Genomic DNA, 20,542 nt, shown 5'->3' with positions numbered 1-20,542 from the left:
CATGACGAATCTCCATAACAAAGCGGGTAAGGTTATTTGAACACCATTATTATCAGAAATCAATCAGTTTGTCTGCAATTCTCTAGAAACGTAAAGCCTTGGCCCAACAAGATGTTGGGCTTCGCAAGCTCAACCCAACCCCATCTTTTATTGTTATTGCAGCGTTGAGCTCACCATGAGTTTGGCTTCTCGTTCGTAATCTACAGATTCTGTCTTAGCAGTGGCTTTCGCACAATCAATGACTTTCTTAATAGCCACAGTATTGCCTGCAACCCCAGGTAATTTCTCGAGCAACCCTTCGAAGCGCTCTAATTCTTTTTCAGTCAAATTCATAATGGGTTGTCTGTTACCTTCTATAAGGATGCCAGCTGTATCCATAGCATTAAAAATTCGATTAATTCTTTCAGCTTTGCTTTGCAGTTCACCGGCATGATCAATAATGTAATTAGCCGTTTTGTCATCCAAAACATCCACCTTATCAAGGGTTTTTAAAAGGCTTGAGACAGCTTGTAACTGACCTTTGTCTAATTTCGCAAGTCGATCCAATTTATCCTGTCCAAAGAGTTGGGTGATGCCAAGCTTGTTATCTTGGAGTATTTTTATGCAGTCTCTTAAGAGCGGTGCTGTTTCTGTAGTTATCTTATCTGTATTATTAAGTAAAATTTTGACAGCGTCTTTATCGAGTTTTGCTCCGTCAAAATGAGGCAAAATGGTTTTAAGCTTTTGCAGCTCTTCTTTGCCCATCTCCATGATAGGTTGTCTGTTTCCTTTAATGGTCATTCCCTGTCTTCCCATCTCTTTGAATATATCAGAAATATCTTGGGCGTTCTCTTTTAATTCTTTGGCATTTGCAACCACATAATTAAAGGTTTTTTCATCCAAAGCGTCTTTTGGCAAGCTGGTTAAGATTGTCTCCACGGTTTTAAGTTGCTCGTCTGGAAGTTTGCGTAAACGGTCGATATTATTTTCTCCAATGGCCTGCGTAAGCGGAACCTTGGCCTCGGCATTCGTCATAGCTTTAATACAGGCTATTAGGCGACTGCCAACTGTAGTAGCTGGATCGAAATCTTCTATATGACTTTGGATAGCTTCGAAATCCCTTTGCTCTAACTTCTTAACCCCAGCTGTTTGCAATGCTTCTAAAACGGTTTTAAGTTTACCTAAATCTTTTCCCATATTGATGACATCTTGCCGGTTTCCTTGAATAGGTATGTGTAGTGCTTCCATTGCTTTGAATGTACCAGCAATTGCCGTGGCAGACGTTTTTAAGTCTGGGGCCTTTGCAACTACATACTTAAAAATTTTTTCATCCAAGTCTTCTTTTGGCAAGCTTGTTAAGATTGTTTTCACTGTTTCAAGTTCATCTTTTGAAAGCTTGCTTAAGCGGTCGATATTATTTTCTCCAATGGCTTGCGTAAGCGGAATCTGAGCGTCTTTTATAGCCTTCACACAGGCTGCAAAGTCGGCGATTTTATTAGTTTGTTCTTTAAAGTTATCTATATGACTTTGAAGGGCTTTGAAATCACGTTGCTCTATCTTATCAACACCAGCTTTTTTTAATTCTTCTAGAACGGTTTTAAGATTACCCAACTCTTTTCCCGTATTGATGACAGCTTGCATGTTTTCCTTAATGGGTAATTGCAGTGCTTTCATCGCTTTGAATGTATTAGAGATATCCTGGACAGAAGATGGAGTTAACTCTTTAACTTTTGCAACCAGGGACTTAAAGATTTTTTCATCCAAAGCTTCATCTGGAGCTTCTTCTGATAAGCTTGTTAGAATTGTCGCCACTGTGTCGAGTTGACTTTTATCGAGTTCGCTTAGGCGAACGATGTTATCCTCTCCGACAATTTGCGTGAGTGGAATCTTGGCAGCCGCCATGGCCTTAACACATTTCGCAAAGGCTTCAGTTCTATCATCCTTTAAAGTCGGTAGAAGATCGATTAGTGCTTTAAAAGCAGTTTGGTCTAAAGGAACTTTTTTATCGGCTTGTAATACATTCAAAACACTATTGAGTTTATTTAAATCATTCCACTTCATCTTCATGATGGGCTGCCTATTTCCTTGAATGGGTACAAGTCCTGGCATTGCTGTGAATATTGCAGAAATAATCGGAGCTTTCGTTTTTAAATCGTCAGGAGCTTTCGCTTTTAAGTCTGTAGCACTTGCAATGACATAATTAAAGGTTTTTTCATCCCGGTCTTTTTTTGGCAAGCTTGTTAAGATTGTCTTCACTGCTATAAGTTGATCGTTATCAAGTTTGCTCAAACGATCGATATTATTTTCTCCAATGGTCTGCGTAAGCGGAATCTTAGGGTCTGCGTCTGTCATAGCGTTAACGCAGGCTGCGAAGAGTTTAATTTTATCTGTATCAGTAATCGTCTTACCTGCAGAAGTCTTAATAGTAAAGTTATTGTCCTCTCTTTTAAGGATGGTGAGAAGGGCTTTGAAATCACGTTGCTCTAGCTTAGTAACGCCAGCTGTTTTTAATTCGTCTAGAACAGTTTTAAGTCTACCTAACTTTGCAATTTCCATATTCATGACAGGTTGTCTATTTCCCTTAATGAGTACTCCAAGTTGATCCATGGCCTTGAATACCTGGGGAATAAGATTAACTTTGTCTTCTGAAAACTTGCCAGCCTTTGAAACGACATAATTAAAGGTTTTTTCATCGAGGGCCTCCTTATATGTTGACAATGTTTCTAAAACACTTGCCACGGGTGCAAGTTCTTCCTCGGGTAATTTAGCCAGCTTTGATAACTTGTCTTCGCCCAAAGTTTGGGTCAAAGAGATATGAGCTTTCTCCATCGCGACAACGCATGTCTTGAATGCATCTGTTTTCTCGGGACTTAGGGGGGCTAGGATTTCTACATTTACTCTTAAGGCTTTAAATTCATCCTGACTAATAGTTCCCTCACGACCTCTTATTTCTTTTATCGCTCCTATGATGCCAGTAAGCGCTTGCAACTCTGCTTGATTCATAACCATCAAAGGCTGTCTATTTCCTTGTATGGGAATGCCTGCATCGTCCATGGCTATAAAGGCTTCGCATAAAGCATCTACTTTGTCAATGTCTGCCAAATTCAAATCTTTTGCCTGTTTTGCCACGTAATCAACCGTTGGTCCATCCAAGGCTTTTAAGTCGGACAATGTTTTGAAAATTTTTGCTGCACCTTTTAAAGGAGTTGGATCCAAATCAAGTAGCCGTTCCAGTTTGTCTCTTCCTATATCCTGAGTGAAAGGAATATCACTATCCATCATGGCTCTTAAGCATGGTCCAAGGTTTTCTTCTTTGCCTTGTGCCTTCTTACCCATATTCTTACGCAATATCTCAAAAGCATGAGGAGATGGAATTTTAGAGGAACCTTCAAATGATTTTAAAACTTTAGCAAGTGAATTGAGCTCATCGCTATGCATAGCCATCATTGCCCTTCTGTGACCCTCGATGGGTATTTTAGCTGTCCCCATAGCGTCAAAAGCTTTTACCAAACTATCTGCATTTTCTTTTATCTTCGGTGCATTCTTCATGTCGAGCAAAAAATCGATCGTGCGTTCGTCCAAAGCCTTATGTTTGGATAGCACATTTAGAACCTTTTCCAGGCTTTGTAATTGTTCTTTGTCACGTTTAAGTAAAAGAGAAATTTTGTTGGTTCCAATAAATTGAGTTAATGAAACATTTTTATCGAGCAGCATATTGACGCAGTTACTAAAACTTTTTGCGTGGCCAGCATCTGATAAATTGGCGATACCTGTTTGAATTAAATTGAAAGTCTTTTTATCTAACTGTTTCCCTGGTGGTAAATTATTTAAAATAATTAAAATGTGATCGCATTGCTTCTCACCCATTTGAGCCATCTGGATAAAAGATGCCCGCGGTATAACGGGTAATTTTCCGGCTGGTAAGGCAGCAATTTTTTCTAAAAAGTCTAATTTTTTCTTATCCTTGGCAAGATTTAAGAGAGCAATAAAGTTATTATTATTTAGGTCACCCTTCGCATCGAGAAATCCAAGGACCTTATTAATGGCCTCTTTGTTGTCACTGAGATCCTTTAGTGAAATGCCATCAATTTCTCTACTATCTTTAAGCTTTAATTTATCAAGAAATTTTTTATCCAATACCTTACTATTTTTAATCTCTTTGATTGTAACTGGCATGCTGCTCCTCCAGTTTGCATTCACCCTGTAGTGACATGAATTATTGGTGCAATTTTTAACAAAATATCAAATTTAAGATCATGTTTTAATTATAGTGCTATTTTTTTACAAAGAATTAACGAAATAAGTGAGGATATGTAAACTTTTAGATTAGATGGGGATATATCAGTATGCGGGAATGACACAGTTAAATGAGCAGTCTCGTATGTAACCCGGGGATTATCCCCGGATTACATTGGGCATTACTCTAAAACAGGTGCATCGTAAAGAACGTCTTCCTCTTCTTCGATTCGCCTTACTGCAGTGGTTCGCCCCCATGCCCCCGTTAGAATGGAATTATTACGGTGTTCAGCAAATAAAGGCATTTTTTTCGCCGTTTCCAGTTTGCTCAATTTCTCAGCTCTATCCTCTTCGTATTCTACTTCAGCAAAGAGAGTTTCCAGTGCTACCTTTCTGAATTGCGCCAGAGTATCACGCCAGGATGCGGTATTTTTGACGCCAAAAAAATTATCCCAACGAGGATTTCTATGCGTATTTAGCGCATCTATGTGTTTGACTTGATGATAAAGCTCATTGAGCTCTTCAACAGACAAGTTTTTTTCTCTGACATGGGTTAATAGAACTTGTTGTTTTTTAGCTTTTGTGTTTTGACTATGGATAACCTTGATTATTTCCTCTATGGGGTTAGGCTTAGATTCCGAGACCTTATCGTCAACAGGTTCAACGTCTGGCAATTTAACAGCCACTAAGCCTGCTTCAGAGACGGTGAATGGTAGATTTGTTTTGGAGAGGCACTCCTTTATCTGAGCAAGCTGGTTTTCACTGCTCTGGGTTTTGATATCACCTAAACCATTGAGGAAAGCCTCAGCACGTCCTGTTGCTTGCAAACACGCCAACATACTGGCGAAGCAGTTTTTTTGTTGCAAACTGGCATCTTTATACCAGTTAAAGACTTTTTCGACGATTTTTGCTAAATCGCCAACATCCATGAAGCTATATTCAGCTGATTTCTTCGCTTGCAAATTGTATAGCTCAGTGTATAAGTCAAGCATGGGTGCCAGACATTCAGCAATTTTTGTCTTGTTCGTTGGATCGTTAGCTGCAAATTCCGATCCAGTTGTGGCAGTGAGTAATAATTTGGGTCCGTACATGAGCATGACAGAAGGTCTACCACTGCTATCTATATTTCTATTTAAGCATTCAACCAACTTTTCTTGCGACTCATGATCTAACAATTGAAACGCTGCATCGATGCTTTCCACAAACAATGTTGTTCTCGATTCATACGCGCCGTCCTCAGCGATGCTCATTTGTTCTGACTCGTCAGTTCTGGTTTTAAATAAATGACAACGTAACATTTGTGCCAGACGAGTTTTGGCAAGAACAACGCTGCTCTCGGGAGTATCTTCTGATTTTAGTATTGCTGGTATCGCATGGGCCAATTTTTCTCGATAGCGATGATAAGCAGTGGCGCTTACTTCTTTTCCTAAATCTTCTTCTGCAACTTCTAAAAGGGTTTCGTAAAGGAGATTTATTTTTAAATGGATCTCTTTAGAATTACCGGCTGTAACACTGGCCAAGGAATCTAAAGGCGCTGCACCAAAGATATCATAGCAATGGTGGGCGAAGATCAATTCCGCTTTTAGTGGATCTTGCTTATAGGCTTCAAAAAAGCGATCAAGCCCTTTTTTAATCCCTGCGAATGGGATTTCTCCCTGAACAATTTGGGCAATATTGATTTCATTGCATAAACTGATTAACTCATCACAAAGTGCAATGGCATCTCTTGTGTCTTCACGGAGTTCTTCATCAATAACTTCCCCGTATAATAAAAATTCTGTTGGTGAGCAGTTCGCTACCATCGATCCTACTCGAGCATAGATTTCTAAAGCATCATCATGATCAACATGCCGATTTGCTTCCTTAAAGATTCGTTCATCAATTTCAGGGAGAGTGTTAGGGGTTTGATATTGAAAATAGCCGTCATTCATCTTAACGATATAGTAATAACTATCCTCAAGTTTAACCATATAAAATCCACCCGGATGCAATTTCACAGCATTTTTAATGGTATCTCCTTTGCCTGCATCATGTATTGCGAGATGGAAGAGAAAGGCAAGTTTATTGCTAATACTATGCTGCGTCAGACTCAGTAAGGCTTTATATGCTGGTGACATGCCTCGAACACCTTCAGGAAAGGGTATTGACAAGTTATCTTTGATGGTGGCTTCGTACGCATATAACAGACTATTGCCTGTTCGCTTAAACTCAACACCAAGCTTACCATTTTGCTCAAGCAGATCGCAGACTCTCTCGGGTATCATTGAAGCCCTTAGGCAGTTATACATGAAACTGGTGAGTGGATTGATCGTTTTGTTCCTGCTGGCCTCAGCCCATGCATCGGTAAAATAAGGGAGGTAATAATCTTCTAATTCAATGTTTAATTTCTGTATGATCTCGGCGAAATCTTTAAGCCACTTAAGAACCTGCTCTCCGAGGAAACTGCGGGAAGCTTCATTTTGACTAGCGCTATTCACAACCATGGTGACGAGATCATATAGGAACTTTGCTTGTCCTTCAGAAAATTTCGCCAAGGTAAATTCTGCTGTGCCTTGACTTCCAAGTACATATGAAATGTCTGGTAGATTGAGTTTGTATTCTGCAGTCAATTCTTGTGATTCTGTTGCTTTAACTTGGGTTTGCAAGGCAAGCTGTTGTTGTAACTCCATAAGGCAAACGAGATTCCAATTTATCTGAATCTCTTGCGCAAGTGCTATTTTTACTTCAGGGTTGTTGCTATCAAACAAACGGGCCTTAAGTTCTACAATTTTTTTGTAGTATGGCAGTATCTTCAATTCTTGTTTTTGTGTGGTTGGTAATGCTTCTAGCGCCAAAAGATGCAACAGTGAGCTAAAGAAAACCACATCTAGCTCCTTCCCATAGGTAAAAGCATGATTTTCTGTACTAACTGCTTGGTCGTTTTCTTCTGCAGGTACAGTGGAGTCAAGTAAAACACCCGTGTTGCCAATCATTCGCAAGCGTATCCGCTGAGCATCAAGGCTTTCTACTTCGGTAAATAACATTTCTCTGTTAAGTTTAGGTAGACCAAGCTTTTCCCATTGCCCTTGCTCAAGCAGCATCATCAAGGAAGCAACGACATCATGGGGCCAAAATCCTTTGTATTTTGAGTTCTTAATGAACTCGATCATGCTTATAAGCAAAGACTTAGCGTAGTGACCTGCATAAATGGGATAAGCCCGAGAGGTAATTTCTATAAAGCTTGCAAGCCAGCTATTTGCATCATATTTGGGTAACGTACGGGTGGTGCCTGAAACAACATGGAAAGAATGGGGTAATTCGGTTAAGGTCGTGATGGCTTGTAAAGCTTTCTGTGGGTCGGTGGTTCGCGCATTATAAGGAAGCCGATTAGGATCATTCGTTTTTTGTTGGTACTCTTCAGCTGAATAGGGTCTATTATACCCCATGGTGATTACGCTAAAGTTTTCTTGGTGTTGTCCTGGTATTAATTTTAAAACGTCGCCAATAGCATCAAAGGCGGCTATGCTAATGAATGTTGCCCCTTCCTGGAAAATCATGGGTTTTAGTGTTTCAAGCCAAGCCAAAGGCTCCTCAATGGGACTTAGAGTACAAGAAAAATTATCGCAGTCTTTATCAGCAAAATACGTTTGGACTTCATTATTAAGATAAAAAGCCTCACTGCCTGATGCCTCGTGCGAGAATGCTTTTTTCTCCTCACTGTAACGATAATAAGTTGTTCGTGGTCCTGCAATGACCTGTGGGAAAGTTCCAGCTGGGAGAGGTACTTCTTCTTTGAGCTTTGCTAGTTGCATCGTCAAGTATTGTGCTCTTAAGCCATATTGACCATTCGGATCCTGAATGCCTTTTTCATTTGCAGGAATCTCATCTGCTGTCACGAGGATAATTGATGTATCTAGCGGAATAATGCCAGCCGATTTTGCTTGTAAAATAACATGAACAGTTGCGATTAAATCGTCACCGTCTTTACCAGTATCCGTGAAAAAAACAATTGGTTTCACTCTGAGCACTCCTTACTATTACTGAAGCGCAGATTTCTATCATAGTTTGTACTTAAAATACAGAGAAGGGGAGCGTAGGTGTTGTCAATAGTCTATATCTATTAAATCAATAAAAATATTCAATTTTACTTATAATTTGTTTTTATCTACAGTTAGCATGAAACCAACATAAAGGAGGAAACGATGATTAGCGTAGGTAACAAATTCCCTGAATTTCAATTAAAAGCAACTGTTAGCAATGATATACAGCATGCATTTCAGACCATTTCGCAAGAAAGTTACCCAGGAAAATGGTTGGTAGTATTTTTTTGGCCGAAAGATTTTACGTTTGTATGTCCTACAGAAATTGCTGAGTTTGGCAAACTTAATGAAGAATTTCGTGACCGAGATGCGCAGATTTTAGGCGCAAGTATCGATAGTGAATTTGTTCATTTGGCCTGGCGAAAACAGCATGTAGATTTACATGAGTTGCCTTTTCCTATGCTAGCAGATATTAAGAGAGAATTGAGCCAAGCTCTAGGTATTCTTGACCCACAAGAGGGTGTCACTCAACGAGCCACATTCATTGTTGATCCACAAGGAGTTACGCGTTTTGTTATGGTGACGGATCTGAATGTAGGGCGTAATCCTCATGAGGTTTTGCGTGTTTTAGATGCCTTGCAAACGGATGAACTTTGTCCGTGCAATTGGAAAAAGGGAGAAGAAACGATTCATGTGGAGTGATCTTTTCTCATCGTGAAACGTCATTTCTGAGACCGTTCATTTAACTATGGTCATTCCCGAGAAGGCGGGAATCCATTCTGGGGTGGTTCGGAGACTTTTTTATAGGAGAAACAAATGCTTGAGAATCTTAAACAACAATTACCAGAATTTGCCAAAGATATTCGCCTAAATCTGTTGAGAGCGCTTGATTTTAACCAAGCAGATGGTCTTACTGAAGAGCAAATTGTCGGCGCAGCACTTGCTGTGGCATATCATTTGGGGAACCAAGAGTTACTTAAGAATTTGCTTGCCTTACCTCATGCAGAAAAACTGAGCGAGTCAGCAAAGCTTGCTGCTACCTTGATGGCCATGACAAATATCTATTACCGTTTTACTCATTTGAGTGAAAGTGCGGAATTATCTCAGTTTCCAGCAGGCCTACGTATGCAGGGGATGATGAATCCAGGAGTAGATAGAGTTAGTTTTGAAGTTTTTTCACTCGCGGTATCTGTGTTGAATGGTTGTGGTGCTTGTATTAGTGCGCACACACGTCAATTGCAGGAACATGGCTTTTCAGCGCAAACCCTTAGTCGGATTGGTCGAATTAGCGCAGTGATGCATGCTACTCATGTGGCTCTTACAGTTAAATGATTTTGCTGGTAAGACCACAGAAAGTAGGTTGGGCCTTGGCCCATAGCCGTCAGGCTAAGAAAGAAATTGTTTGTTTAACTTATTGAAATAATAATAAAAAAAGCTAGAGTACCCTTTTAAATTTTTTCCCGCCAGGAAAACAACCAAAAGGGACTCTATGCTGCTGGATACCCTATCAAATATTCCTCAAGAAATCTTTAAATTTTTTACTTATGAAGCGGATCGGATAGGAAAGGAAACAGGTTTTCAGAAACGCCGTTCAAAATTGACACCTAGTGTTTTTATAAAATCATTGATAACGCTCTGTTTTTCAGAACATTTTAATTTGGAACTTTTCTGTGGATTGGTAAAAACGCAAAAAGTTTATATCAAAAAACAATCATTACATGAGCGATTTAACGAACGAACAGCCGGATTTCTTAAAGCCTTTTCATTATTCTGTTTAAAGCACTTTCAAATGAAAAAGTTACCTCAACTCCAAGGATTGGAGCAATTTAGTAGCCTTAACATCATTGATAGCAGTACTATATCCTTACATCAGGCGCTGAATGAGCTTTTTAAAGGCAGTGGCGGAGCCGCATCCAGTTCCGCTATGAAAATCCAAATGATGTTTGATTATCTTGGTGGACAAATAAAAGAGCTTACTCTAACTTCGGGCTGTGATAACGATCAGGGCTTTGATAATTATTTTAATACTATTGAAAAAGGAGCTCTTTATTTAATGGATTTAGGTTATTTTAAACTGAACACGTTTAAGAAAATTATGGAAGAAAACGCTTTCTTCATAAGCCGCTTGCTCACCGGAACTAAACTTCTAACACAAGATAAGAAACCTTTTGATTTACTCGTTACCTTGGAGAATGCTGCACCATTCTTTTCTCAGCAGGTCCTTATGGGAGCAACGCATAAAATTCCTGTCCGCTTGGTCGCTCAACGATTACCACCAGTCATTGCCGAGCAAAGGCGGAGAAGACTTATAAAAGATCATCGTCGCCGTGGTTCCACACCAAACCAGGAATCGTTGGCTTTACAAAGTTGGTCTATTTATATTACCAATACCTCTGAAACTCAAATCAATAATAAAGCAATTCATCAAACGTATGCTTTACGATGGCAGGTAGAACTCCTCTTTAAATTAAGTAAATCCTTAATGCATATTGACTCTATCAAAACTAAAAAGTTTGCTCGAGTGATTATTGAAACCTATGGTAAGTTTATTGCAATGATGCTTTTGTTTTTGCTATGCAATCCCATGCGCAACATAGAAGGCAAACAACTTTCTTTTTATAAAGCCTGTCACCAACTAAGTTCCAAGGCTACTGGATTGATTATCGCCCTCATGTCTCCTTATCGATTAAAGCATTTCTTGAATGATTTCTATGAAAATCTCTCCCTCTTTGCTATCAAAGATTCAAAAAAGAAACCTCTTTTGACCTTTGACTTCTGCGAAGGAGAGTGCTTTTAAACTCTTAGCCTGACGGCTATGGGCCTTGGCCCAACCTACAATCGGTTAGCATTTCAACTCAGCTTTTTTCTTTAATGACACCACAGGCAATCCTATCGCCGCCACCGCCTAGTGGCGGTGTATCGCTATAGTTATCTCCACCTGCATGAACCATGACAGCTAGACCACTCAGATCGTTTGTTTTAAGCCGTGGAGCAAGCATGGGGACATTAGCATTACCGTTAGCATCGACATATAAAACAGGCAGATCCCCTAGATGACCTTTGCCATAAGGACCTTGGTGACTATTGGTATGGCCTGGATCGTAATGCCCACCAGCGTGCATGCCTTTATCCCCACAATCCGGGTGTTGGTGCAAGTGAAAACCATGTAATCCGGGCGGTAAGGAAGACAGAGCGGGCAGGATCAATAAACCGTATTCACTGTCATTAAAAGTCACTTTGCCAAGTTCTTTTTTCTTGCCATCGGTTGAATAAATGATCACGGTGATTTGCGCTGCATAGCTATGTACACTGAGAAGACATAAAAGAAGCAGGGTGACTAATTTATTCATAATGCTCCATGCTGAATGTTGAGTATTGTTTTATAATATCGAGCTTCAAGTTTTAGTTTGGCAAATCAAAAAAACGAATTACCGTGGCTTGACCACGGTATCCAGCGCTCTTCAATAAACCTTCGCAAGATGATAATAAATAATAACCATGGTCACAATCCTTTTTCGTAACCCTCTATTCGTTTGCTGCTAATGCTAACTGCCATTTGCTCATGATTTAAAACTCAATGATAAAGAGGAAAGAGATTCTATATTATTTGGTTTTAAAAAAATATCAGCTTGCATTAAATTTAATCGAAGAATTATTTAGTCGTTGTCGCGAAATGACTGAAATACACCTTCTTTGTAATGACGTCATCCTCCGCGAAAGCGGGGGATCCAGTATTGGCAAGGCTCTTCTGGACTCCCCGCTTTCGCGGAGGGTGACGATAAGTGTGTAAAATTTAATTTCGTGACAGCGACTATTTAAGAAGGTTACTTTGTACTGAGCAACGTTAGGACGATTTATTAAAGTCCAATTTAAAAGGTTGAGTCCCTTGGTCTCGGATCCAATGGCGTTAATTTAAGGAATTTACACCGATCCGTTCGGGCTGAGGAGGCGTTTACGCCGTCTCGAAGCCTTTGTTGAGAGGTGCTTCGAGACGGCGTAAACGCCTCCTCAGCCCGAAGGGGGTTGGCTCAGACCAAGAGGAATTCAACCTACTTTTTTCTACCTATGATAATCTTGTAAAAAAGCATTATACTTTAATTTTTGCTAGTCATTTTGTGAGTATTCAATGGAATTGAGAGTTAATAATGCCCCCTTTAAGGCTTTATTCCAGCCTCTAGACTTAGGTTTTACCCAGCTTAAAAACCGTCTGCTGATGGGATCGATGCATACTGGATTGGAAGAAGATAAAGAAAATCTTTTGCGTTTGGCGACTTTTTATAAAGAGCGAGCGTTGGGAGGCGCAGGTTTAATTGTGACCGGAGGTTTTGCTCCTAATCGTTCCGGTCGCCTCGCTCCTTTTGCAGCGAAGCTGACTTCAGCGAAAGAGCAACAACGTCACGAACTAGTTACTGATACTGTTCATGATGTGGGTGGAAAAATTGCACTACAAATCTTGCATGCGGGGCGTTATGGCTATCATCCTTTTGTTGTGGCACCTAGTGCTTTGAAATCACCGATTAGTCCTTTTACACCATGGAAAATGAGCAAGACGCGGATAGTAAAAACGATCAAGCATTTTGCTCGTTGTGCTTCTCTTGCACAAAAAGCGGGCTACGATGGTGTAGAAATTATGGGAAGTGAAGGTTACCTTATTAATCAATTTATCGTTGCTCATACCAATCAACGTAATGATGAATGGGGTGGTAGCTTTGCAAATCGCATGCGCTTTCCCGTTGAAGTGGTTCGCGGTATCCGCGAAGCCGTTGGTGACCATTTTATTATCATATATCGACTATCCATGCTTGATTTAATCCATGAGGGTAGTAGTTGGGAAGAAGTCGTTCAATTGGCCAAAGCGATTGAAAATGCAGGTGCAACCTTAATTAATACAGGCATTGGTTGGCATGAGGCTCGTATCCCAACCATTGCCACCATGGTGCCCGCAGCTGCCTTTACTCAGATTACAAAACGACTTAAACCGGAAATTACTATTCCTATCATCACCTCCAATCGTATCAATACACCGGAACTTGCTAATGCTTTGCTCGAAGAGAATGTAGCAGACATGGTATCCATGGCGAGGCCGTTTTTAGCCGATCCCTTGTTCGCCAAAAAAGCAAAAATGGGAGACACCAAAGCCATCAATGTATGCATTGCTTGCAATCAAGCCTGTCTTGATCGAGTCTTTGTCAATAAAACAGCTTCTTGTCTTGTTAATCCTCGGGCATGCAATGAAACGGAATTGATTTATGAAACCGTTGATTGTCCCAAGAGAATTGCTGTTGTGGGAGCAGGTCCTGCTGGTTTAGCTTTTGCCAGTGTGGCTGCTGAACGAGGACATAAGGTCACTTTATTTGAAAAAGGTGAACAATTAGGGGGACAATTCAATCTGGCCAAAAATATTCCAGGAAAGGAAGAATTTCAACATACCATTAATTATTTCACGCACCAATTAAACAATTTTCAAGTCAATATACGTTTAAATACAACAGCTACTTCAGACATGCTACAAGACTATGATGAGATTGTTCTTGCCACAGGTATTCGTCCACGCATACCTCAAATTGAAGGAATTAATCACGAAAAAGTTATCAGCTATGTGGATTTGATTCGAAAGCGAAAAACACCTGGCGAGAGGGTTGCGATAATTGGTGCAGGAGGGATCGGCTTTGATGTTGCTGAATGGCTAACCCATAAATCGAATGGTCATGTTCAGCAATTTTATGACGAGTGGGGCATCGATCTAAGTATGCAGCACCGAGGTGGGGTGAAACAGGCTCAAACGCTGCAAAGTCCCCGATTGGTTTATTTATTGCAGCGTAAAAAAGAGAAACATGGCAAAAATCTTGGCAAAACCACAGGATGGATTCATCGCTTAAGTTTGAAACATAGGCAGGTGAAAATGATTTCAGGGGTGCAATATGAACGTATTGATGATCGGGGATTGCATATTGTTGTCAAGGAGAATAAAGAAGTGCTCGATGTGGACTCAGTTATCATTTGTGCAGGCCAGACAGAATTGCGAGAGCTCTATGAGCCTCTAAAACAAGCAGGCCATTCTGTTCATCTAATTGGTGGGGCTTTTAAAGCCTTGGAATTGGATGCTCGCCATGCCATCAATCAGGCTTGCCGGTTAGCTGCTATTTTATGAGCTCTGTTGCCGTCATCATCAATCCTATCTCAGGAGGTGGTCGGGGCAAAAAGGCTTGGAACGTTTTGTTGCCTGGCTTGCGTGCTTTGTTTGATCGGATAGACTATCGGATGTCTAATCAAGTTGATGATATTGCTCAACTCACGACCAATTTACTCCAGGGAAATCCTGATTATTTTCTAATTGTTGGTGGCGATGGTACGTTGAGTCATGCGCTTAATGGTCTTTATGTTAATGACGAGCTTATTAATCCTCATACTGTCTATGCTTACTTTAATTCAGGTTGCGGCGGCGATTTCGCAAGCCAGTTTCCCCGTCAAAGAGTAACCGAATTTTTAGATCGCTTGAGTCATCATCATGGAACGCAAACGAATATTGGCAAAATTACTTTTGCTAATCAAAGCGTGCGTTATTTCATCAATATCGCTAGTTGTGGTTTGTCTACTCATGTTGTTGAGAAATCAGCAAATAGCAAATGGATAAAAAAACTTGGTGGGAGTGTTAATTATTTTGTGAATGCTTTGCTTGGACTGATGACGTATAGCCATGCTGCTGTTCGCATTCAATTTGACGAGAACCCGGCGTTTACTACAGAGATATGTCTTATGGCTGTCTGCAATGGTCAATATTTTGGAGGCCGAATGCATGTAGCTCCTATGGCAAGAATTGATGACAATTTATTTGATGTCGTTGTTTTCCACAGATTATCTTGCTTTGCTGCTATGAGGAAGTTAGTTAAAATATATTCAGGAAAGCATTTACTTGAAAAGCAAGTGCATTACGTGCAGGCCAAAAAAATCTTCGTCGAAGCCATAAACGCTGGTCAATTGGCTATTGAAGCTGATGGCGAGCTGGTTGGACATTTGCCTGCATGTTTTGAGTTATTGGATGAAAAACTAATGCTGATTATATAGGATCATGCTGATTATATTTAGTACAATATATTGAATAATAAGTCAACTGGGAGTATAATGAGCCATGAGTCGTTGATATGCATTCTTGATTTGTTTTTTTATCTCACAACCGTTTACAAAATCACAGAAAAATATAATCCGTGCAACATCCTGCTTATTTTGTTATTATACTGCGCAATTTTTACATTAGTTAACCCATTGGGATTTTACGATTTTTTATTGGATTTTTTATGACACAAGAATTACTAAACTTCTCTGCCCTTAATTTATCGGAAGCGTTATTAAAAGCGCTTGAGGACATGAAGTTTAAAACACCATCGCCAGTGCAGGCGCAGACCATTCCTTTATTATTGCAAGGTCGGGATGTTATTGCTCAAGCTCAAACCGGTACAGGCAAAACGGCAGCCTTTGCTTTGCCTATTTTACAACGCTTGATACCAAAATCTCAGGCCACGCAAGCTTTGATATTAGCTCCTACCCGTGAATTAGCTATCCAGGTTGCTGAACAATTCGAATTGTTGAGCGCTCATCAGACAGTAACGGTCTCAGTGCTTTGTGGTGGTCAAGACTATCGTCGCCAGCTAAAGCAGTTACGTGAAGGTGCGCAAGTGGTTGTGGGTACACCGGGTCGTATTCTTGATCATATCGATCGCGGTACGTTACAACTAGGAAGTTTAACCACATTTGTTCTTGATGAAGCCGATGAAATGCTACGTATGGGCTTTATTGAAGATGTAGAGACCATTCTTGCTAAATTACCAGCAGCAAAGCAAATAGCTTTATTTTCAGCAACAATGCCTCCTCGCATTCGTAATATTGCTCGAAGCTACTTAAATAACCCAGCCTCTGTCGAAATCCGAGCAGAGACAGCCACGGTTAAAGCAATTGAGCAACGTTTTCTTTTTGCCTCTGTTGCGCAAAAACCTGATGCTTTGTTAAGGATATTGGCAGTTGAGGATCATCAAGGCGTTATTGTATTTGTGCGAACCAAAAGCAGTACCGAAGGAGTTGCTGAACTGTTGCAGCAACAGGGCCATCGAGCCATGGCCATCCATGGTGATATTACTCAAGCCTTACGGGAAAAAATCGTAGCTCAGTTTAGACAAGGGACTATTGATATTTTAGTTGCGACGGATGTAGCAGCGCGTGGTTTAGATGTTGAACGGGTCACTCATGTGATTAATTATGACGTTCCGCATGATTGTGAAACGTATGTGCATCGCATAGGCAGAACGGGCCGTGCTGGCCGTAGCGGGGTTACTGTTCTCTTCATCACTCCTAAAGAAGGTCGTGTTCTCAATACCATTGAACGCCACACACGCCAACGTATTGAAAAGATTGGGGTGCCCAACGACCATATGATTCAAATCGCAAGACAGCAGCGTTTTATGGCAAACATTAGTGCACGCTTGCAACATGAACATTTGCCAGCTTATCAACAGATTATTGAAGATTTTCTTAAAGAGAATCAGGTTTCAGCCATTGAGATAGCCGCAGCTCTCGCGCTTATAGTCAATCAAGATAAGCCTTGGAAACGTGATTTGCCCAAGGCGCCACATACTCCTAGAGAAGCGCGTTTTGAAGATAGGGAATCCAAATCTACTCGTATGAGTCGCAGTGAAAAAAGTAAAAAGTCTTTTCGCGACAACTATCCTCAAGAATTATTCCGCATTGATGTGGGACGCATCCATGGCGTTAAACCCGGGAATATCGTAGGTGCTATAGCTAATGAAGCCGGTTTGGAGAGTCGTTTTATTACTGGACTTAAGATTCATGAGGATCATTCTACAGTTAGGCTACCGCAAGGGATGTCAAAAGAGGTCTTTCGGGATTTAAATAAAGCATGGGTTTGTGGTCGACAATTGAAACTTACTTCACTGGGTGTGGCTTGAGGGTCACTTAGTGGGTCTGAGGTTCTGTTGATATGTCAATAGGGCCCCCCACTAATCATCTTACTTGGGCGTTAAAGACCAAGCTACGGTTGCCACAATAGCGGTGGCCGCTAATCCACCAAACAAAACATATGGGTTATTGAAATAGCTTTTATCTGCGGTCAACTGCAGCAATTTTTTTTCAACGTTCAGTTTTACAGCGATCATTGGATTATTTGTATCCACGTTGGCTGTTAACTTGGGTACCAAATTGGTTTTAATGTTATCACTATATCGTTGAATTAATTTGAGTTGCTCATCATCCTTAGTGAAAAAAGCAGTGGTTGTTTGTCGAAGCGCTTCGGCAATTACAGCACTAAATTTTCCTGCATTCTCATCATTCCAACCATGTAAACCGAAAGAATCTCGACACAAATAACGATTGATATTAGGGTCTTCTTGCTGAAAATATGAAGAAACTTTACACAACTGATTCTCATCATTAAGAAGAGTCAATACATTTTGGAGAAATGCGAGCGTAAATTGTTTTTGAGACATACAGTAACAAATCCTTGTTAGTGATCAATCCGTATACCTGAATAGGATAAACTGCCTTACTAGAAAAAAGAAGACTTAAGTGAGATCACTATAGAATAGACCTCTTTCCAAACTCTACTGAGGAGGCGAATTGCTTCGTCGATGCGGTGCTCGAATCCTCATGTACTGGCGTGTACACTCCGGTTCTCCGCTCCGCGTCTCCTCGCACTTCACTCTCCTCAGCGAGTTTGGAAAGAGGGTCTAATGCCTTTCTTAAGAGCGGTCTGTAGAAAAAATTGATTCTAAGAATTTTTCAGTATATAATCACAAAATTTTTTGCAAAATCAATTAATTAGGGTGACAGATGAAGCTCTTACTTACCTGGTTTATCCTGCTTTTTAGTGGGTTGGTAGCTGCAAAACCATTAAATAACATCGTTGTGTTTGGGGATAGCTTATCTGATAACGGCAATCTTTATGCGCATATGGATCAAAAATTACCGCAGTCTCCTCCATATCATCAGGGACGGTTTACCAATGGCCCGGTTTGGGTGGAACGTTTGGCTGAGTTTTATTTTCCATTAGCAGCCAAAGAACATTTATTGGATTATGCATTTGGCGGAGCGGGGATCTCAGAAGATCCTGATGATGAGGATGTTTTGTTTACATTAAAAAAAGAAATCGATACTTATTTTTTAGCCCATGAAGACAAAGCGGATGAAGACAGCTTGTTTATTGTGTGGATAGGGGCAAATAATTATTTGGGTGTTCCAGACGACACTGAAAAGGTTGTGAGCACGGTGAATTTAGGTATTACCCATGGGCTACAGCGTTTGGCAAATGCAGGAGCAAAACACATTCTAGTTGTCAATTTACCTGATTTAGGCCAGACACCTATCGCGTATGCTTTTAATATTCAAGAAAAATTATCTAATTTTACTGAACGTCACAATGAATTATTATCAACCAGCATTCAGACACTGCGGGAGACTTATCCTGACGTGGAATGGCTTTACTTTGATGTTAAAGAGACCTTAAATGATTTGATCGTTTCTCCTGAAAAATTCGGTTTTAATAATATTACCGATACTTGTTATGACGCCATGGTGGAAAAGCCTTCTAAACGAGCTATTCTGCGCATGGCGACTAATATTAAAGCCAAAAGGTTGAAGGGAGATGCTTGCGAAGGATTTTTGTTCTTTGATCCTGTTCATCCCACCGCTCCAGCTCACCAAATTATGGCTGAGCGTGCAAGAATATTTTTAGATGATAAAGGCTTAGAGTTTACCAGGTAACTTGCTGGTCGACCCCAGGAAAGGAAGTTGTCATCCTGAGTTGAAAGATCCCCACGAAAATTGAACCACTACGTACCGCGCTTTATGCGCGGTATCCATACAGCGATCTGCATGTAAGCTCGATGACAACTTCTTTGGAAGCAGGCAGGAAATTTGCTTAGTGTACCAAACCCCAAACGAACCGGTATTTACTATGCAACTTCTCTTAAGCTTCTGCTTGTTGTTCTTTTTAAATTTTGCCGAAGTGGCAACGGCAAGCTTAGATATTCTCGTCAAACAGCAAAAATTTGCCGTTCCTTATATGCCTTTTAAAGGGAAGAAGCAGCGAGGAGAGGTTGTGATTATCAATAAGAAGCAAGCCAAGGATTTAGACGATACGGAGAATTTGAGCAAAGATTCACCTAAACTCGCATGGTCCATGTTAAATACTAGTTTACAAATTCAAACTGTTCCTTGGAGTGAACAGGCTTTGAGACCGTATCTTCTAAAGGGTGATGCAGGCACTCAAAGCCGAGACCTGCATTTATAAATTAAGGTTGTGTCGTTGTTGTCGTTGTGGTCGTCGTAGTGGTCGGAGAGCTAGTCGTTGTCGAATGGGTAGTCGGGACCGGGGGAACGGATGGCTTTAGGACTTTACGTGGCATTGCTATTATCTGTGTAATACCTAAATCTCCAGAAACTTTGCGGCCAATGACTAAGTGAACCATAAGTGCTTGTGTTAATTTCTCTTTGTCATTTTGATATACAACTTGCAGAGGAATATTTACTTTCCATTGATTGTCCTTAATTTGTGTGATTTGCATTGGACCACTGAGCATGCTGCTTACTATTAATTTTTGCGTTTTAATGGCGTTTAGGTTCCCTGATTTTTGTAAAGCATCGTTAAAACCTTGCCAGCCTAAATCTGTGTAACAAGCTTTCAATTTAGAAAGCTGTGTGTCTATGGTGTTGTAATCGAAATCAAAAGACTGTACGGCGGCTTTTGTGGCCCATCTAAGTACTAGAGATTGGTCAACTGTAGTTGTTTCAGCGGGTATGCGATAATTGCAATCAATTTTTGGCACATTAACTTGTTCAATTGTCATAGTGCTTTGCACCGTTGGGGCTGTGCTCGGAGGCGCTGTCGGTGTGGTGACTCCTTGTTGTGCTGGTGTCTGCGTACCTTTAGGGCTGACATTTTGAGAAGCGGGTACCGTTGTTCCCTGTGTTGTGGTAGTGCCTTGTTGTGTTTGTGGTATGGTCACAGGTTGTGTGCTTTGAGTGTTAGGTAAATCTGGACCTTGTGGCGTTGGAACTTGTGGTCCTTGTGGATCAGGTACTTTGGGTCCTGTGGGGTCAGGAGGAGTAACGCCCTGCGAGGCCAGTACTTGCTTAGGTTTAAGTAAATTGTTCTCTTTATCAGAAGAGCCATATTCTATGGTTGAGCCTGCTACTGTTTGCGTTAGATTTGTCTCAGGCGTCTTTTTATCTTCCGCATACGTGCTTGTACATAAAATACCAATTAATCCCGCGTACAGCATGGATTTGTTCATTTGAGACAC

13 protein-coding genes are annotated in these 20,542 nt (G+C 40.6%); 8 read left to right on the top strand and 5 right to left on the bottom strand.

Annotated elements, in window-relative coordinates; genetic code table 11:
* Positions 1 to 153: 153 nt before the first annotated feature.
* Positions 154 to 4,155: a hypothetical protein gene (locus tag CKV79_RS10430; RefSeq protein ID WP_028373858.1), complete on the bottom strand. Its 4,002-nt coding sequence runs from the start codon at positions 4,153 to 4,155 to the stop codon at positions 154 to 156.
* Positions 4,156 to 4,397: 242 nt separating this feature from the next.
* Entirely contained in the window at positions 4,398 to 8,213 is a 3,816-nt protein-coding gene (locus CKV79_RS10425; protein WP_051546214.1) for a hypothetical protein, read from the bottom strand.
* Between the two features lie 183 nt (positions 8,214 to 8,396).
* Between CKV79_RS10425 and CKV79_RS10420 the strand changes: the two genes are divergently transcribed.
* The 3 genes from CKV79_RS10420 to CKV79_RS10410 all read left to right on the top strand — a co-directional run bounded on the left by CKV79_RS10420 (position 8,397) and on the right by CKV79_RS10410 (position 11,031).
* Entirely contained in the window at positions 8,397 to 8,936 is a 540-nt protein-coding gene (locus tag CKV79_RS10420; RefSeq protein ID WP_028373859.1) for a peroxiredoxin, read from the top strand.
* A 114-nt stretch (positions 8,937 to 9,050) separates the two neighbouring features.
* The gene (locus CKV79_RS10415) at positions 9,051 to 9,566 is read left to right on the top strand and encodes a carboxymuconolactone decarboxylase family protein (RefSeq protein ID WP_028373860.1); all 516 of its coding nucleotides are present in this window, start codon (positions 9,051 to 9,053) and stop codon (positions 9,564 to 9,566) included.
* Between the two features lie 157 nt (positions 9,567 to 9,723).
* Positions 9,724 to 11,031: an IS4 family transposase gene (locus tag CKV79_RS10410; RefSeq protein WP_095141691.1), complete on the top strand. Its 1,308-nt coding sequence runs from the start codon at positions 9,724 to 9,726 to the stop codon at positions 11,029 to 11,031.
* 58 nt (positions 11,032 to 11,089) lie between these two features.
* Here the strand turns inward: CKV79_RS10410 and CKV79_RS10405 are convergent, their stop codons facing one another.
* Positions 11,090 to 11,584: a superoxide dismutase family protein gene (locus CKV79_RS10405; protein ID WP_028373862.1), complete on the bottom strand. Its 495-nt coding sequence runs from the start codon at positions 11,582 to 11,584 to the stop codon at positions 11,090 to 11,092.
* Between the two features lie 776 nt (positions 11,585 to 12,360).
* On the opposite strand from CKV79_RS10405, the gene CKV79_RS10400 reads away from it, so the two are divergent.
* The 3 genes from CKV79_RS10400 to CKV79_RS10390 all read left to right on the top strand — a co-directional run bounded on the left by CKV79_RS10400 (position 12,361) and on the right by CKV79_RS10390 (position 17,191).
* Complete coding sequence (locus CKV79_RS10400; RefSeq protein WP_028373863.1) at positions 12,361 to 14,385, top strand: NADPH-dependent 2,4-dienoyl-CoA reductase; 2,025 nt, start codon at positions 12,361 to 12,363, stop codon at positions 14,383 to 14,385.
* Positions 14,382 to 15,299 (top strand): diacylglycerol/lipid kinase family protein, encoded by a 918-nt coding sequence (locus tag CKV79_RS10395; RefSeq protein ID WP_028373864.1) that lies wholly within the window; start codon positions 14,382 to 14,384, stop codon positions 15,297 to 15,299. The genes CKV79_RS10400 and CKV79_RS10395 overlap by 4 nt, the downstream gene beginning before the upstream one ends.
* A 230-nt stretch (positions 15,300 to 15,529) precedes the next feature.
* On the top strand, positions 15,530 to 17,191 hold the full coding sequence (locus tag CKV79_RS10390) for a DEAD/DEAH box helicase (protein WP_028373865.1): 1,662 nt from the start codon (positions 15,530 to 15,532) through the stop codon (positions 17,189 to 17,191).
* 60 nt (positions 17,192 to 17,251) lie between these two features.
* Here CKV79_RS10390 and CKV79_RS10385 read toward each other — a convergent pair whose 3' ends face one another.
* Entirely contained in the window at positions 17,252 to 17,728 is a 477-nt protein-coding gene (locus CKV79_RS10385) for a hypothetical protein (protein WP_028373866.1), read from the bottom strand.
* 343 nt (positions 17,729 to 18,071) lie between these two features.
* On the opposite strand from CKV79_RS10385, the gene plaA reads away from it, so the two are divergent.
* The gene (gene plaA, locus CKV79_RS10375; RefSeq protein ID WP_028373867.1) at positions 18,072 to 19,001 is read left to right on the top strand and encodes a GDSL family lysophospholipase PlaA; all 930 of its coding nucleotides are present in this window, start codon (positions 18,072 to 18,074) and stop codon (positions 18,999 to 19,001) included.
* A gap of 160 nt (positions 19,002 to 19,161) precedes the next feature.
* Positions 19,162 to 19,530, top strand: coding sequence for a hypothetical protein (locus CKV79_RS10370; RefSeq protein ID WP_028373868.1), 369 nt, complete (start codon positions 19,162 to 19,164; stop codon positions 19,528 to 19,530).
* A gap of 1 nt (position 19,531) precedes the next feature.
* On the opposite strand, the gene CKV79_RS14010 is transcribed toward CKV79_RS10370, so the two are convergent.
* Positions 19,532 to 20,533, bottom strand: coding sequence for a DotI/IcmL family type IV secretion protein (locus CKV79_RS14010; RefSeq protein WP_051546215.1), 1,002 nt, complete (start codon positions 20,531 to 20,533; stop codon positions 19,532 to 19,534).
* Positions 20,534 to 20,542: the final 9 nt, after the last annotated feature.

The organism is Legionella lansingensis (assembly GCF_900187355.1).
Taxonomy (GTDB): domain Bacteria; phylum Pseudomonadota; class Gammaproteobacteria; order Legionellales; family Legionellaceae; genus Tatlockia; species Tatlockia lansingensis.
The sequence above is the reverse complement of the archived record's forward strand: the minus strand, read 5'-3'. Positions and strand labels throughout refer to the sequence as shown.